Raw genomic sequence first — 14,252 nt, 5'->3', positions numbered from 1 at the left:
AAGTCACCGTTCCAGCTATTGTTGATCAGCCACTATCTAACTAAAGTGGCGCATCGTTTGGGTGAAGCACCGCCATGGTGACGGTCTCGCCAAGGGCCACGGCTTGTTCGGGGGAGACGTGATGAAGCGTTCGTTGAAATTGCCATTGCTGATCGCATTGGCTCTCGGCAGCAGCCAGGCCTTGGCGCTCGACTTGGGGCAGATCCAGGTGAAATCAGCGCTGGGCCAGCCCTTGCTTGCCGAGATACCGGTGCAGAAGGCCACCCCGGCCGAGCTGCAGAAGCTCAGCGTGCAGCTGGCATCCGGCGACGAGTTTGCGCGCGCTGGCGTGAGCGCCGGACGCCCGGCGATCCCGCTGCATTTCGAGGTCGTCAGCGGCGAGGGCGGACACAAGGTCATCCGAATCACCAGCCAGACGGCAGTCAACGATCCGTTCCTCGACTTGTTGATCGAGATTCATGGTGGCACTGGCAAGAGCGTGCGCGAGTTCACCATCCTGCTTGATCCGCCGGGCACCAATCCGGCGCCGGTGGCGGCGCGCCCGACGGCGCCGAGCCGCAGCCCGGCTACTGCGGCAGCGCCAGAGCCGCGACCGAAGCGGTCGGCACCAGCCGAAAGCGCGCAACTTGCCAACGGCAAGTTCGGCCCGATCGCGCACGGACAGACGTTGTCGGCGGTGGCGCGGCGCACGGCGCCGGCCGGCGTCGACCTGAATCAAATGATGCTGGCCCTGAGACAGGCCAACCCCGATGCGTTTTATCGCGAAAACATCAATGCGCTGAAAGCCGGCGCCGTGCTGCGGGTGCCGAGCAAGGCCGAGGCCGAAGCCGTGGCGGTCGCCGCAGCGGCTGCCCAGGTGCGACAGCAAAACGGTGATTGGCGCAGCGGCCGCGTCGCCAGCTCGCCGGTCACGGTCGCCGACGCCGGCACTCGCAGCGCGACATCCAGCTCGCCTGCCACAAGTACGGCGCCGAAGAGTGATCATCTCGCGCTGGTGCCGGCAGCCAAGCAGGGGGCGAAGGCTGCGGCGGCGGGCAATGCCGATCACGGCAGCCAGCAGGATCTGTTGCGCAGCCAAGAGGCTGTCGCCAGCCTGCAACAGCAAAGCGACGACCTGAAATCGCGGTTGAAGGATCTCACCGACATCAACAGCAAGAACGCGCACTTGCTGGCATTGAAGGACAACCAGATCGCCGAGTTGCAAGCGAAACTGGCGGCGGCCCGCAAGGCGGCCGGTCTGCCGGCCGAGGCGGTGGCCGCCAATGCCGCCGCCAGCGCATCGGCGGCACCGGTGCCGGTGGTGGCGGCAAATGCGGCCAAGCCGACTGCGGCCGCCAGTGCGCCAGTCGCGGCCGAGGCAATGGCGCCTGCCACGACAGGCAGTGCCGAGCCAGTCGCCAGTAAACCGGTGGCGGAAACGCCAGCCGCGGCGGCAAAGACGACACCGCTCAAGCCAACCACCACGGCAGCGCAACCGGCTGCGGAAGAACCCTGGTACATGCAGTTGTGGGCGCAGGCACTCGGCGGTGCCATTGTCGTGCTGTTGCTGCTGTTGGCCTTGCTTGGCAGGCGGCGCGGTCGCAAACCGACCGACAAGGGCTCGAAGGCGGGCGCATCGCTCGCCGATCGCTTTGCCGCCAGCGCGGCAAGCGGTGCCGGAGATGCGGAGGCGGATGCCGACCCGGAGCAAACCCATCTGCTCGATCAGCTCGCCGAACATCCGGACGACGTCGGCCTGCACCTCGAACTGACGAGCCTGTATTACGAGCGTCGCGACGTCGAGCATTTCGAGGCTGCGGCCGAAGCCATGCACGTACACGTTGCCGACCCGCATCAGGAGGAGTGGCAAGAAGTAGTGCGCATGGGGGAAGACCTGACCCCCGCACATCCGCTGTTTGCTCACAAAAACGCGGCGGCAACCGCCGTTGCCGCCGAGCCGGTACCCGGTTTCGATATCGATCATTTTGACGCCGACGATGTCACGGCCACCGCGCCAGCGGGCAAGACGGTGCCGGCTTCGGCCGCGCCGTCGTTTCCGAGCGATCCGGTCAAGGTGAGCGAGTACAACTTCAACTTTGATCTGACGCCTGCGCAGGAAGCGCCAGCGGCGGTTCACGGGGCGGCGGTTGAGCCCGCTGCCGCCAAGTCCGTGCCGACGGCCGCGCCCGTCTCGGACTGGCACTTCGACGAGCCGGCACCGGTGTCTGACGCGCGGGTACCGGACATCGAAACCTTCAACGACGACCCGGTCGACACCAAGCTCGATCTTGCGCGCGCCTATCTCGACATGGGCGATCCGGAAGGGGCCAAGGCCATGCTGGAGGAGGTCATGCAGGAAGGCAGCCAGACCCAAAAGGATGTGGCCAAGCGCATGATCGACGACTTGCACTGACCGGTGCGGGCAACCAGGAACGGGCCGGCTTGCCGGCCCGTTTGCGTTTTTGTCGCGGCATGGCGGCGGGCTGCTACGCTGCAGGCTTTCGTGGATTGTGGCGTGGCATGCGCATTGCGTTCGGCATCGAATATGACGGCACCGACTTTCTGGGTTGGCAGCGCTTGAGCCACGGCGAGACGGTACAGGGCACGGTGGAGCAAGCGCTGTCGCAGGTGGCCTCGCAGCCGGTCACCGTGACCTGCGCCGGGCGCACCGATACCGGCGTGCACGGCCGTTGCCAGGTGGTGCATTTCGATGCCGAGGTGGCGCGCAGCCTGCGCGCGTGGCAGCTGGGCACCACGTCGAATTTGCCGCCGAGCATCGCCGTGGTGTGGGCACGAGAGGTCGATCCGGCCTTTCATGCGCGGTTTTCCGCGCGCAGCCGGCGCTATCGCTACAGTCTGCTCAACCGTCCCATTCGCGCTGCCCTGGACGCGCGTTATGTGACTTGGGAGCGCCTGCCGCTCGATGCCGCGCGCATGCAAGCCGCCGCCCAGGTACTGGTGGGCGAGCATGATTTTTCCGCGTTTCGCGCCGCGTCCTGTCAGGCGCGGCACGCCCGGCGTTGCGTGCTGGCGGTGCGCGTGCAACGGGAGGGGGACATCGTCATGGTAGATATCGAGGCCAATGCGTTCCTGCATCACATGGTGCGCAATATCGTCGGCTCGCTGTTGCCGGTCGGGCGCGGGGAGCAGCCGCCGGAGTGGATCGCCGAGCTGCTGGCCGGACGCGATCGCGAGGTCGCCGGCCCCACCGCGCCGCCCACCGGGCTGACATTCATTGGCCCGCGTTACGAGGCGCATTGGGGCTTGCCTGCGGAGGTGTGCCAGCCATGACCCGCGTCAAGTGCTGCGGCATGGCCCGGATCGAAGACGCCTTGCTGGCGGCACAACTGGGCGTCGATGCCGTCGGCCTGGTGTTTGCCGTGCGCAGCAAACGGCGCCTGTCCCCGGCACGGGCACGCGAGATCCGGCTGGCGCTGCCGCCGTTTGTCTCCGTCGTCGCCTTGTTCATGGATGACGCTGTCGAACTGGTGAACGAAGTCATCGAAGTCGTGCAGCCCGACTTGCTGCAGTTTCACGGCGATGAAACCGACGCATGGTGCGCGCAATTCGGGCGGCCCTACATGAAGGCCGTGGCGATGGGAGATGGCGCGGCGGCGTTGCCAAGGCTGCGTGCGTACCCGCAGGCCACAGCGCTGTTGCTGGACGGCCACGCTGGCGGGCAGACGGGCGGCAGCGGACGTACCTTCGACTGGTCGCTGTTGCCGCGTGACATCCGGCAACCGGTGGTGCTGGCCGGCGGGCTGGATGCCGGCAACGTCGGCGCTGCCATCACCGCCGTGCGGCCATGGGCGGTGGATGTCGCCAGTGGGGTCGAATCCGCGCCGGGTATCAAGGATGCGCAGCGGATGCGGCAATTTGTTGCTGCCGTGCGCGCGGCCGATGGCGAAGTGTTGGACCGCGCCGGGCAGCTTCCGGACGGCATGCGCCCGAGCGAGTAATGCCGCCCGGTTTCATTCGGCCGCGAGCTGGTGCGCCAGCCATTGCGCCAACACGTTGACCCGCGCGTCGCCGGGCCGGCGGGTAGCCAGCACCCAGCGCGCCGTCGTTTCACGAAACTCCCAGGGTGCGATGAGGCGTCGTTTGGCGATGTCATCGGCCACCAGGGCTCGCGGGGCGATCGCCACGCCAAGGCCGGCGGCAGCGGCTTCGAGCAGAAAGTAGAGATGCGGCAGTGGTTGGGTGGGGTGCAGCGAGGTTGGCGGCAAACCCATCGCCTTGGCCCAGTTGGGCCAGGCTTGCGGGCGGGAGGCGGTCTGCAGCAAGGGCTCGTCCGCCAGTGCGGAGGGGGGGGCGTCGCGCAGACGCGGGGCGCTGGGGTAACCCGGGCTCAGCACCGGGCCGATGCGCTCGGCCGCGAGCTCGTGAACCTGCCACCCGCTGGGCCATGGTGGCGCGGCGATCACCAGGCTCGCGTGGACATCAGTGGCGGAGGCCGGGAAGGGCTCATCCTGGGCGGCGAGGTGCACCGTGAGTTGCGGCAATTCGTGGCGCAGGCGTTCCAGCCGCGGAATGACCCAGCGCGCGAGCACGCTGCCGGAGCAGCCAAGCACGAACGCCGGTGCGGCCTGCTCTTCGCACAGCTGGTGCCAAGCCTCACGTAACTGGGTGAACGCGCCATGGCATTGTTCCTGCAGTTGCTGGCCCGCCTTGGTGAGGGCTACGCCGCGCCCTTGGCGCTCAAACAAGGCGCGCCCGAGGGATTCCTCCAGTGTGCGAATCTGGCGACTGACGGCACCATGGGTGACAAACAGCTCCCGGGCAGCGAGGCTCATGCTGCCCAAGCGGGCAGCAGCTTCGAACGCGCGCAAGGCGTTCAGCGAGGGCAGGTCACGATTCGACATGATGTGAGGTTAACTCAACCTTCGATGCAAGTTCTTCGCTTTTTTGCAGGCACTGGTGCCGATAGGGTGTGAGTATGTGGCATATGCCACGATGTGTCTTTACGGAGTCGACATGGCCGAGGTTCTGGATTTCCACGCCTTCCCCGATGTGCAGGGCCGGTTTGGCCGCTTTGGTGGCAGCTACGTGGCCGAGACATTGATGGCGCCGCTGGCGGCGTTGACCGAAGCCTATCTGCGTTTGCGCAAGGACCCCGCGTTCATCGCCGAGCTGGACCGCGACCTGGTGCACTACGTGGGCCGCCCCAGCCCGATCTACTTTGCCGAGCGGCTCACCAGGCACGTTGGCGGCGCGCGCATCGTGCTCAAGCGCGAGGACCTGAACCACACCGGCGCGCACAAGATCAACAACACCGTGGGCCAGGCGCTGGTGGCGCGCTACATGGGCAAGACCCGCATCATTGCCGAGACCGGCGCCGGCCAGCATGGCGTCGCCAGCGCGACCGTGGCGGCGCGGCTGGGGCTCAAGTGCGTGGTGTACATGGGCGCCACCGACATCGAGCGGCAGAAGATCAACGTCTACCGCATGAAGATGCTCGGCGCCGAGGTGGTGCCGGTCACTTCCGGCTCGCAGACGCTGAAGGATGCCCTGAACGAGGCGATGCGCGACTGGGTCACCAACGTCGCCGACACCTACTACATCATCGGCACCGTTGCCGGCCCGCATCCGTATCCGATGATGGTGCGCGATTTCAATGCCATCGTCGGGCGCGAGGCGCGTGCGCAAATGCTGGCCGAGTACGGCCGTCTGCCGGACGTGTTGACGGCGTGCGTCGGTGGCGGTTCCAACGCCATGGGCCTGTTTTACGAGTTCCTGAACGACCGCGACGTGCGTATCGTTGGCGCCGAAGCCGGCGGTGACGGCACTGCACCAGGCCACCACGCCGCCTCGCTGTCGCTCGGTCGTCCCGGCGTGCTGCACGGCAATCGCACCTATGTGCTGTGCGACGACAACGGCCAGATCACCGAGACGCATTCGGTCTCCGCCGGCCTCGACTACCCCGGCGTCGGCCCCGAGCACGCGTTCCTGAAAGACGCCGGCCGCGCCGAGTACGTGGGCGTCACCGACGAGGAAGCGCTTGCCGCCTTTCACCTGCTGGCGCACACCGAAGGCATCCTGCCCGCGCTGGAATCCAGCCACGCGGTGGCGCAGGCGATCAAGCTCGCCCGCGAATACCCGAAGGACGGCATCGTGCTGTGCAACCTGTCGGGGCGCGGCGACAAGGATGTGCACACGATTGCCGCGCGCGAGGGGGTGAGGATATGAGCGTCGGATATGGGATCCGGGACTCAGCGGAGGCAGGCACGAACCCCGATGGGTACCGGTCATTTTTCTTGCGAGCAAGTGCGCCATGACGAATCCCGAATCCCGAATCCCGAATCCCAATCGCATCGACACCCGCTTCGCCCACCTCAAGGCCAACCATCGCGCCGGGCTCATTCCCTTCATTACGGCCGGCGATCCGGCACCCGCGCACACCGTCGCGCTGATGCATGCGTTGGTTGCGGCCGGTGCGGATGCGATCGAGTTGGGGGTGCCGTTCTCCGATCCGATGGCCGACGGCCCGGTAATCCAGCATGCGAGCGAGCGTGCCATTGCCAACGGCGTCGGCCTGGCCGACGTGCTCGGCTGGGTACACGCGTTTCGCGAGCGCGACAGCGACACTCCGGTGGTGCTCATGGGTTATTTGAATCCGGTCGAGATTCACGGCTACGAGCGCTTTGCGCAGGAGGCTGCCGCTGCGGGCGTGGACGGCGTATTGCTGGTCGATTGCCCACTGGAGGAATCCGCCGTGCTCGCGCCACTGCGCGCGGCAGGGCTGCACCAGATTCTGCTGGCCGCGCCGACCACCGCGCCAGAGCGCTTGGCATCGCTGTGCCAGGCGGCCAACGGATTCCTCTATTACGTGTCGTTTGCCGGCATCACCGGCGCCGCAAGCCTGAGCGTGGGCGACATCGCCGCGCGCGTTGCCGATGTGCGTGCGCATGCGGCAGCGCCCGTTGCCGTCGGCTTCGGCGTGCGCGACGGTGAAAGTGCGCGCGCCATTGCGCAATTCGCCGATGCGGTCGTGATCGGCAGCGCGCTGGTCGATCGTCTTGCCGGGGCGACGACGGTCGCGGACGTCACGCAGCGCGCCACGGCGTTCCTGGCGCCGATCCGTGCCGCACTGGATCGTCCGCGCTGACCACACGCCGGCGTCCGGATCGGTGTAGCCAAGTTCGCTAGAATGGGCAACTCGTACAAGGGGTTCCCATGAACTGGCTGCAGAAAATCATGACGCCGCGCGTGCATCCGCAAAGTGCGGTAGCGGGCAAAGGCAAGGTTCCCGAAGGCGTGTGGGAGAAGTGCGGCGGCTGCGGCTCGGTGCTGTACAAGCCCGAGCTCGAGCGCAACCTGATGGTGTGCCCCAAGTGTGGACACCACCACGCCATCCGTGCCCGTACGCGGCTTGCCGCGCTGCTCGACGCTGGCTCCGGCAGGGAGCTTTGGGCTGGCATGGAGGCGGTGGACCCGCTGAAATTCCGCGACACCAAGAAGTACCGCGACCGCATTGCCGCTGCGCAGAAAAAAAGCGGTGAAAAGGACGCCTTGGTCGTCATGAGCGGCAAACTCAAGGACATGCCGCTGATCGCCACTGCCTTCGAATTTGCCTATATGGGCGGCTCGATGGGTTCCGTCGTCGGTGAAAAGTTCACTCGCGCCGCCGAGCGCGCGCTGGCGGACAAGAGCGCCTTGGTCGGGTTCACCGCTACCGGCGGCGCGCGCATGCAGGAGGCGTTGTTTTCGTTGCTGCAGATGGCCAAGACTTCGGCCGCGCTCGCGCGCTTGCGCCAGGCTGGGGTGCCCTACATCAGTGTGTTGACCAACCCGACTACCGGCGGCGTATCGGCCAGCCTCGCCATGCTCGGCGACATCAATATCGGCGAGCCCAAGGCGCTGATCGGTTTTGCCGGCCCGCGCGTGATCGAACAGACCGTGCGCGAAACGTTGCCGGAAGGCTTCCAACGCTCGGAGTTCCTGGTTGAGCACGGCGCCATCGACCTCATCGTCGATCGCCGCGAAATGCGGGACAAGCTGGCCGACTTGCTGCGGGTACTCAAGCAGCTGCCACGCGCGGCCTGAAGCCCGCGGCCAGCCTGCTACGGCTGCCGCCTGCGGGCGGCAGCTTCGCGTCCGGCGTCCAGTTTTCCACAGGCGGTGTGGATGAGTGCCTCGCAAGTCTGTGGACAACTCCTGCTGACGGGTTGCCATTCAGGCGTTTGGCTCTCTTTGCCGAAGACCTGCGCAGTTGGTCGGCTGACGCGGCTTGCCGGGAACAGCGCCCGAAACGTTAGACTCAATGTCTCGTTTCCGGAGGACCCCGCATGAAAAGCCTGCTGCTGGTGATTGCCCTGGCCTCGATGCCCGTCCTGGCGCAAGGCGCCGAACTGCCGACCACCGCTGCCCCGGAGGGCACCAGGGTCTACGTCATCAGCCCGGCCGACGGCGCCACGGTCCGCTCTCCGGTCACGGTGCGCTTCGGCTTGTCCGGCATGGGCGTCGCCCCGGCCGGCATGGCCAAGGCGCACACCGGGCATCACCACCTGTTGGTGGACATGGACACGCTGCCGGCGGCCGGCCAGCCGATCCCGACCGACGCGCAGCATCGCCATTTCGGCGGCGGCCAGACCGAGACCGCGCTGGAACTTGCGCCGGGCACGCACACCCTGCAACTGGAGCTGGGCGATGCGAATCACGTGCCGTTCGTGCCGGCCGTGGTCTCGCGCAAGATTACCATTCACGTGGAGTGACAGCGCCACAGCGGATCGGGCAGGGGAGCGGATCGGCTAAAATGCTTGGCTTTGCCGCTTCAGACTCAAAGTCATGACCATGCGCACCCGTTTCGCCCCCAGTCCCACCGGCTTCCTGCACATCGGCGGCGCGCGCACCGCCTTGTATTGCTGGCTGGAAGCGCGGCGGCATGGTGGCGAGTTCGTGTTGCGCATCGAGGACACCGATCGCGAACGTTCGACCGATGCGGCGGTAAAAGCCATCCTCGATGCGATGGCGTGGCTCGATCTCAACGCCGACGCGGCGCCGGTGTACCAGACGCAGCGCCTGGCGCGCTACACCGAGGTGGCCAACCGCCTGCTGGCCGAAGGCAAGGCGTACTACGCCTACGAGAGCAAGGAAGAGATCGAGGCGATGCGCGAAGCGGCGATGGCGAAGGGCGAGAAGCCCCGCTACAACGGCTACTACCGCGACCGCAACGAGCCGTACCGCGACGATCCGAACCGGGTGATCCGGTTCAAGAACCCGACCGCAGGCACGGTGGTGTTCGAGGACAAGGTGAAGGGCCGCATCGAGATCGCCAACAGTGAGCTGGATGATCTCGTGATTTTCCGCTCCGACGGTTGGCCCACCTACAACTTTGCCGTGGTGGTGGACGACACCGACATGGGTATCACTGAGGTGATCCGCGGCGACGACCATGTCAACAACACGCCGCGCCAGATCAACATCTACCATGCGCTCGGCGCACCGGTGCCGACTTTTGCGCACCTGCCGATGATTCTGGACATCCACGGCAAGAAGCTCTCCAAGCGCACCAATTCGGTCAGCGTCATGGAGTACCGCGAGGAGGGTTACCTGCCGCATGCCATCCTCAATTACCTCGTGCGGCTGGGTTGGTCGCATGGGGATCAGGAGATTTTTTCGCGCACGGAGATGACGGCGTTGTTTGATATCGGCGACGTCAACAAGGCGGCGTCGCGGTTCGACATCGAAAAGCTGAAGTGGCTCAACCAGCATTACCTGAAAACCGACGAGCCCGCGGCGCTGGTGCCCGAGTTTGCCTGGCATCTCGCCCGCGCCGGCATCGACGCGACACGCGGCCCGGCGCCAGCCGAGGTAATCGTCGCCTTGCGTGACCGCGTGCACACGCTGAAGGAAATGGCCGAGCGCGCGAAGATCTGGTACGGCCCGATCACCGACTGGGACGAAAAGGCCGTCACCAAGCACCTCAAGACCCCGACGGGCGCCGCCGTGCTGGAAGCTGCGAAGCCGCTTCTGGCGGCCGTGGCGTGGAACCCGCTGGCGATCCATCCGCTGGTCGAACAGCTGGCCGCGCACCTCGAAGTGGGCATGGGCAAGATCGCGCAACCATTGCGTGTGGCCATGACCGGTACGCAAGTGTCGCCGTCGATCGAGGACACGATCTACCTCACCGGCCGCGACGAGGCACTCCGGCGCATCGACTACGCGCTGGCGCTCGCGCGCGGCTAGGTCACGCATCGTGGACGAGCTCCTGGCTCGCGCGATGCAGGGCGTCGATCCGGACGCGCCGGATGCTTTCTGGCAGATTTTTGCCAACCTCATGGCGATGGTGCCGTGGGTTGCGCTTATGTGGTGGAACCTGGCGTTTGTCGCGGTGGGCGCGCTGCTTGGCTGGTGGCGCGGACGGCTGTGGGAAGGCGTTGCTTGGGCGTGGGTGCTCGGGCCAATCGGGTGGTTGGTTTTACTCGCCCGCACACGGCGACATGCCACCCCGCCTCCGCTACCGCACCGGCGCTGATTTCGCTGGCGCACGGCGCGACAGGTATGATCGTTGAGGGAGATCGCCGTGATGCATGAAACCGCCACCCACCTGCAGCTGCAACACACACATCATCACGATGCGAAGGGTTTTGTGCGCGAGGTGGAGCACGTCAGCGAGGAGCGCGGCCTGCGGCTGACCCCGTTGCGCATGGAGGTGCTCGAACTGATCGCGGCAGCCACCAAGCCGGTGAAGGCCTACGATCTGCTCGACCAACTGCGCGAAAAGCACGGCAATGCGGCGCCGCCCACGGTGTATCGCGCGCTGGATTTCCTGCTCGAACAGCGGTTCATCCACAAACTCGAATCGATCAACGCCTACGTCTCCTGCCACCACCCGGCGCAGGCGCATCAGGTGCCGTTCCTGATTTGCGACGTGTGCGCCAGTGCCGAGGAGGTGTGCGACCCGCGCGTGGCCGCGCTGATCGACGCACAGGCGCAGGCGCTCGGCTTTCAGGCGCTGGCGCAGACGCTTGAAGTGCATGGCGTCTGCAAGCGCTGTCGCAAACGCTGACTGAATGGCGCGATACGCCACTTGCCGCGGCGAAACGTTATAAAGTAACATCCCGTTATGGACAACGTGGATACTTCAGTCGCGCTCGATGGCCGTCTGCCAGACGGCTCGGCGGTTTCGGCTTGCGCGCCGGCAAGGGCCACACACACGCATGGGTGGGACGCTGCCGATCGCGTGGGCGCCACGGCTTCGTTCCTGTGCGCCATCCATTGTGCCCTATTGCCGTTTGTGCTGACGGCGTTGCCGCTGGTCGGCCTGGGGTTTCTCGCCAGCCATCGGTTTGAGCGTTATTTCGTGTTGTTTGCCGTCGCACTGGCGTTGCTGGCGCTGATCACGGGTTACCGGCGGCACCGCCGGGCGTTGCCGTTGCGGTTGGCACTGCCGGGCCTGGCGTTGTTGCTGCTTGGCGTGACTTGGGCCGAGGCGTATCCGATCGTGCTGCATGCCACGTTGGTGACCTGTGGCGGGTTGCTGGTGGCGTCCGGGCATTTCGTCAACCTGTGGATCGACCGCAGGCGCGGGCATTGCGCACATTGATGCGGTGATTGTGTAACGCGGCAGGCGGTTCCTAGCATGATTGGATGAGCGCAAACCCCGCCCACGATGACGCTGCGGCCCACGCGTCAGCGTCGCAGCACTACCTCCACCATCACGATCATGCGCTGCCTCCGGCCGTGCGCGGGCGCAAGTTGCTGATCGCGTTTTTGCTCACCACGATGATGATGATCGCCGAGATCGTGGGTGGGCTGTGGTCGGGCTCGTTGGCGCTCCTGACCGATGGCGGCCACATGATGGTGGACGCGCTCGCCCTGTTGATGGCGTTTGCCGGCGCGCGGCTCGCCCTGCGCCCGGCCGATGCCAAACGCAGTTACGGCTATGGGCGCATGGAGGTCCTGGTCGGCTTCGTCAACGCGCTCAGCCAGTTCGTGTTGGTGGGCTGGGTGGTGTATGAGGCGTTCGACCGGCTGCTGCATCCTGACAGGATCTTGTCCGGCATGATGCTGGTGGTGGCGCTGGTCGGGCTGGTCGTCAATGTGCTGGTGCTGCGCAGCCTGCATACCCATGCGCATGACGACATGAACGCTGCCGGGGCTTCGCTGCACGTGTTGGGCGACCTGCTTGGTTCGGTCGCGGCAGTGCTGGCTGCGCTGGCGATCCAGGCGTTCGGGTGGCTGTGGATGGATCCGACCTTGTCGATCCTGGTGGCGATCCTGATCCTGGCCAGTGCGTGGCGCTTGTTGCGGCGCTCGGCGCATATCTTGCTCGAAGGCGTGCCCGAAGGGTTGGACAGCGCGACAGTGGAGGCGGCATTGCGCAGCGCCGACCCGGCCATCCGCGACATCCATCATTTGCACGTGTGGCAACTGGCCTCCGGCTCGCGCATGGCTACCTTGCACGCCGTGGTGGAAGACCCGGCTGGCGGCGCGCGCGCGCTGCGTGCCATCAACCAGTTGCTGCTGGAGCGCTTCGAGATCCGACATGTCACGGTGCAGATCGATCCTGGCCCGTGCGCCGATCACGACGAGCACTGCGCCCACGATTGATGCGTTCCGCTGCGCTATGGCTGGCAGTGCCGGCGCTGGTATCATGGCCAGCCAACACGCATCGAGGAGATTTTCATGGGCAAGGGTGACCGCAAGACCCGCCGTGGCAAGACCTATCGTGGCAGCTACGGCAACAAGCGCGTGCACGCTGTGCGTCCGGTCGTAGTCGGCGCCAAGGCGACGGCGGTGAAACCGGTGGCAGCCAAGAAAGCCGCGCCGAAGAAAAAATCCGCCTGATCCGCATTCGGCAGCACGCATGAAAAACCCCGCCTCGGCGGGGTTTTTCGCGTCTGGGGTTCGCAGAAGGCTTGACGGTTTCAGCCCAGTGCGCTTTTGGCCGGGTGGTATCGCGTGCCGGAACCCGGCTTCCTGCAGACATCCGAGGCGACGCCAGCCCCGATGCACCGCCAATCCTTCAGAACCCCGCTTCGCCCTGTTGCGCTGCGTCGCAGCATCCCGTAGAATCGCTAACCAATGTATTAACGCATTAACACGATGAAACGACGATCGCTGGACCCCGAAACCCCCATCGAAGATGCCGAACTCGGCTTGTGCGCGGTGCTGTTGTCGCTCAAGGGCGTCGAGGAAATGGACGCGTTCCTGCGCGATCTGTGCACGCCGGCCGAGTTGGAGGTGCTGGTCGACCGCTGGCGGGTGGTGCCGCATCTGCTCGATGGCATCTCGTATCGTGAAATCCATGAGCGCACGGCGGTCAGCATCACCACGATTGGTCGCGTTGCGCGCTTTCTCAACCAAGGCAATGGCGGGTATCTCGCGGCGGCGGCACGCGCCTCGCGCCGTCGCGCCGCCGCCAACAAGGTACGTCCATGAAACCGCGTGATCGCCTGCGGGTCGCCATGCAGAAATCCGGTCGGCTCACCGAACCGGCACTCGAATTGTTGCGCCGTTGTGGCCTGAGCTTCCGCCAGAGCCGCGACAAGCTGTTCTGTTTTGGCGAGAGCGAGCCGGTCGACCTGCTCCTGGTGCGCGACGACGACATCCCCGGCCTGATTGCACAGGGCGTATGCGATGTCGGCATCGTCGGGCGCAACGTGCTCGACGAATTCCGGCTTACCGCCGGCGTCGAGCAGGCGCCGCTGGCAGAGCTGCGCGCGCTGGGGTTCGGCCGCTGCCGGTTGTCGATTGCGGTGCCGCAGGAATCCGCCTATCGCGAACCGGCGCAGTTGGCCGGCCTGCGCATCGCCACCTCGTACCCCGGCCTGCTCGGTGCCTGGCTGCGTGAGCGCGGCATCGAGGCCGGCGTGGTGACGCTTGCCGGGTCGGTGGAGATCGCGCCGAAGCTCGGCACCGCCGACCTCATCTGCGATCTGGTGCAAAGCGGCGCGACGCTGGTGGCAAACCAGTTGCGCGAGGCCGACGTACTGCTGGACAGCGAAGCCGTGCTGGCCGGCCCGGCTGAGCTGCCGGGCGACGAGCGGGGCGATCTCTTGGCGCTGCTGCTCAAGCGGCTGGACGGTGTGATCCAGGTGCGTGAGTCGCGCTTGCTGCTGCTGCAGGCGCCGCGCTGCGCGGTGGAAGCGGTCACCCGGCTGTTGCCGGGCGGTCCGCAGCCAACCTTGCTGCCGGTGGCGGGGCAACCCGAGCAACTGCTGTTGCAGGCGCTGTGCGCCGGCGAAGTGAGCTGGCGGCAACTGGAAGAAATCAAGAAGGCCGGCGCACGCGACATGTTCGTGTTGCCGGTCGAGAAGATGCTGACCTAG

The 14,252-nt window shown here is 66.1% G+C and carries 16 protein-coding genes; 15 read left to right on the top strand and 1 reads right to left on the bottom strand.

Annotated elements, in window-relative coordinates; all coding sequences use genetic code 11:
* Positions 1-121: 121 nt before the first annotated feature.
* The 3 genes from AC3WP6_RS08885 to AC3WP6_RS08875 all read left to right on the top strand — a co-directional run bounded on the left by AC3WP6_RS08885 (position 122) and on the right by AC3WP6_RS08875 (position 3,938).
* Entirely contained in the window at positions 122-2,392 is a 2,271-nt protein-coding gene (locus AC3WP6_RS08885; RefSeq protein ID WP_492627363.1) for a motility hub landmark protein FimV, read from the top strand.
* Positions 2,393-2,499: 107 nt separating this feature from the next.
* Complete coding sequence (gene truA / locus AC3WP6_RS08880) at positions 2,500-3,270, top strand: tRNA pseudouridine(38-40) synthase TruA (protein WP_492627362.1); 771 nt, start codon at positions 2,500-2,502, stop codon at positions 3,268-3,270.
* Positions 3,267-3,938 carry a phosphoribosylanthranilate isomerase gene (locus AC3WP6_RS08875; protein ID WP_492627361.1) on the top strand — a complete coding sequence of 224 codons (672 nt, stop codon included), beginning with the start codon at positions 3,267-3,269 and terminating at the stop codon, positions 3,936-3,938. The genes truA and AC3WP6_RS08875 overlap by 4 nt, the downstream gene beginning before the upstream one ends.
* A gap of 12 nt (positions 3,939-3,950) precedes the next feature.
* Here the strand turns inward: AC3WP6_RS08875 and AC3WP6_RS08870 are convergent, their stop codons facing one another.
* Complete coding sequence (locus AC3WP6_RS08870; RefSeq protein WP_492627360.1) at positions 3,951-4,841, bottom strand: LysR family transcriptional regulator; 891 nt, start codon at positions 4,839-4,841, stop codon at positions 3,951-3,953.
* A gap of 112 nt (positions 4,842-4,953) precedes the next feature.
* Here AC3WP6_RS08870 and trpB point away from each other — a divergent pair, with 112 nt between their 5' ends.
* The 12 genes from trpB to hisG all read left to right on the top strand — a co-directional run bounded on the left by trpB (position 4,954) and on the right by hisG (position 14,252).
* The gene (trpB, locus tag AC3WP6_RS08865) at positions 4,954-6,165 is read left to right on the top strand and encodes a tryptophan synthase subunit beta (RefSeq protein ID WP_492627359.1); all 1,212 of its coding nucleotides are present in this window, start codon (positions 4,954-4,956) and stop codon (positions 6,163-6,165) included.
* 85 nt (positions 6,166-6,250) lie between these two features.
* Positions 6,251-7,084 carry a tryptophan synthase subunit alpha gene (gene trpA / locus AC3WP6_RS08860; RefSeq protein ID WP_492627358.1) on the top strand — a complete coding sequence of 278 codons (834 nt, stop codon included), beginning with the start codon at positions 6,251-6,253 and terminating at the stop codon, positions 7,082-7,084.
* 68 nt (positions 7,085-7,152) lie between these two features.
* Positions 7,153-8,022: an acetyl-CoA carboxylase, carboxyltransferase subunit beta gene (accD, locus tag AC3WP6_RS08855; RefSeq protein ID WP_492627357.1), complete on the top strand. Its 870-nt coding sequence runs from the start codon at positions 7,153-7,155 to the stop codon at positions 8,020-8,022.
* Positions 8,023-8,264: 242 nt separating this feature from the next.
* Entirely contained in the window at positions 8,265-8,690 is a 426-nt protein-coding gene (locus AC3WP6_RS08850; protein WP_492627356.1) for a DUF4399 domain-containing protein, read from the top strand.
* Between the two features lie 73 nt (positions 8,691-8,763).
* Entirely contained in the window at positions 8,764-10,164 is a 1,401-nt protein-coding gene (gltX, locus tag AC3WP6_RS08845; RefSeq protein WP_492627355.1) for a glutamate--tRNA ligase, read from the top strand.
* A gap of 10 nt (positions 10,165-10,174) precedes the next feature.
* A complete protein-coding gene (locus AC3WP6_RS08840) occupies positions 10,175-10,453 on the top strand; it encodes a hypothetical protein (RefSeq protein WP_492627354.1) in 279 nt (92 codons plus the stop codon).
* A 51-nt stretch (positions 10,454-10,504) separates the two neighbouring features.
* Positions 10,505-10,987: a transcriptional repressor gene (locus tag AC3WP6_RS08835; RefSeq protein ID WP_492628667.1), complete on the top strand. Its 483-nt coding sequence runs from the start codon at positions 10,505-10,507 to the stop codon at positions 10,985-10,987.
* A 96-nt stretch (positions 10,988-11,083) separates the two neighbouring features.
* A complete protein-coding gene (locus AC3WP6_RS08830) occupies positions 11,084-11,524 on the top strand; it encodes a MerC domain-containing protein (RefSeq protein WP_492628666.1) in 441 nt (146 codons plus the stop codon).
* 44 nt (positions 11,525-11,568) lie between these two features.
* Positions 11,569-12,531, top strand: a complete 963-nt coding sequence (locus tag AC3WP6_RS08825; protein ID WP_492627353.1) for a cation diffusion facilitator family transporter — start codon at positions 11,569-11,571, stop codon at positions 12,529-12,531.
* 75 nt (positions 12,532-12,606) lie between these two features.
* Positions 12,607-12,768: a 30S ribosomal protein THX gene (locus AC3WP6_RS08820; RefSeq protein ID WP_492627352.1), complete on the top strand. Its 162-nt coding sequence runs from the start codon at positions 12,607-12,609 to the stop codon at positions 12,766-12,768.
* A 258-nt stretch (positions 12,769-13,026) separates the two neighbouring features.
* The gene (locus AC3WP6_RS08815) at positions 13,027-13,362 is read left to right on the top strand and encodes a YerC/YecD family TrpR-related protein (RefSeq protein ID WP_492627351.1); all 336 of its coding nucleotides are present in this window, start codon (positions 13,027-13,029) and stop codon (positions 13,360-13,362) included.
* Positions 13,359-14,252, top strand: coding sequence for an ATP phosphoribosyltransferase (gene hisG, locus AC3WP6_RS08810; RefSeq protein ID WP_492627350.1), 894 nt, complete (start codon positions 13,359-13,361; stop codon positions 14,250-14,252). Before AC3WP6_RS08815 ends, hisG begins: the two co-directional genes overlap by 4 nt.

The organism is Rhodanobacter sp. FW106-HT46G03 (assembly GCF_058789895.1).
This window is presented reverse-complemented; position numbering and strand designations above follow the sequence as displayed.

Coding starts and splice junctions, on each gene's coding strand:
- AC3WP6_RS08885 (WP_492627363.1), top strand. CDS start 122: ATGAAGCGTTCGTTGAAATTGCCATTGCTGATCGCATTGGCTCTCGGC.
- truA (WP_492627362.1), top strand. CDS start 2,500: ATGCGCATTGCGTTCGGCATCGAATATGACGGCACCGACTTTCTGGGT.
- AC3WP6_RS08875 (WP_492627361.1), top strand. CDS start 3,267: ATGACCCGCGTCAAGTGCTGCGGCATGGCCCGGATCGAAGACGCCTTG.
- AC3WP6_RS08870 (WP_492627360.1), bottom strand. CDS start 4,841: ATGTCGAATCGTGACCTGCCCTCGCTGAACGCCTTGCGCGCGTTCGAA.
- trpB (WP_492627359.1), top strand. CDS start 4,954: ATGGCCGAGGTTCTGGATTTCCACGCCTTCCCCGATGTGCAGGGCCGG.
- trpA (WP_492627358.1), top strand. CDS start 6,251: ATGACGAATCCCGAATCCCGAATCCCGAATCCCAATCGCATCGACACC.
- accD (WP_492627357.1), top strand. CDS start 7,153: ATGAACTGGCTGCAGAAAATCATGACGCCGCGCGTGCATCCGCAAAGT.
- AC3WP6_RS08850 (WP_492627356.1), top strand. CDS start 8,265: ATGAAAAGCCTGCTGCTGGTGATTGCCCTGGCCTCGATGCCCGTCCTG.
- gltX (WP_492627355.1), top strand. CDS start 8,764: ATGACCATGCGCACCCGTTTCGCCCCCAGTCCCACCGGCTTCCTGCAC.
- AC3WP6_RS08835 (WP_492628667.1), top strand. CDS start 10,505: ATGCATGAAACCGCCACCCACCTGCAGCTGCAACACACACATCATCAC.
- AC3WP6_RS08825 (WP_492627353.1), top strand. CDS start 11,569: ATGAGCGCAAACCCCGCCCACGATGACGCTGCGGCCCACGCGTCAGCG.
- AC3WP6_RS08820 (WP_492627352.1), top strand. CDS start 12,607: ATGGGCAAGGGTGACCGCAAGACCCGCCGTGGCAAGACCTATCGTGGC.
- AC3WP6_RS08815 (WP_492627351.1), top strand. CDS start 13,027: ATGAAACGACGATCGCTGGACCCCGAAACCCCCATCGAAGATGCCGAA.
- hisG (WP_492627350.1), top strand. CDS start 13,359: ATGAAACCGCGTGATCGCCTGCGGGTCGCCATGCAGAAATCCGGTCGG.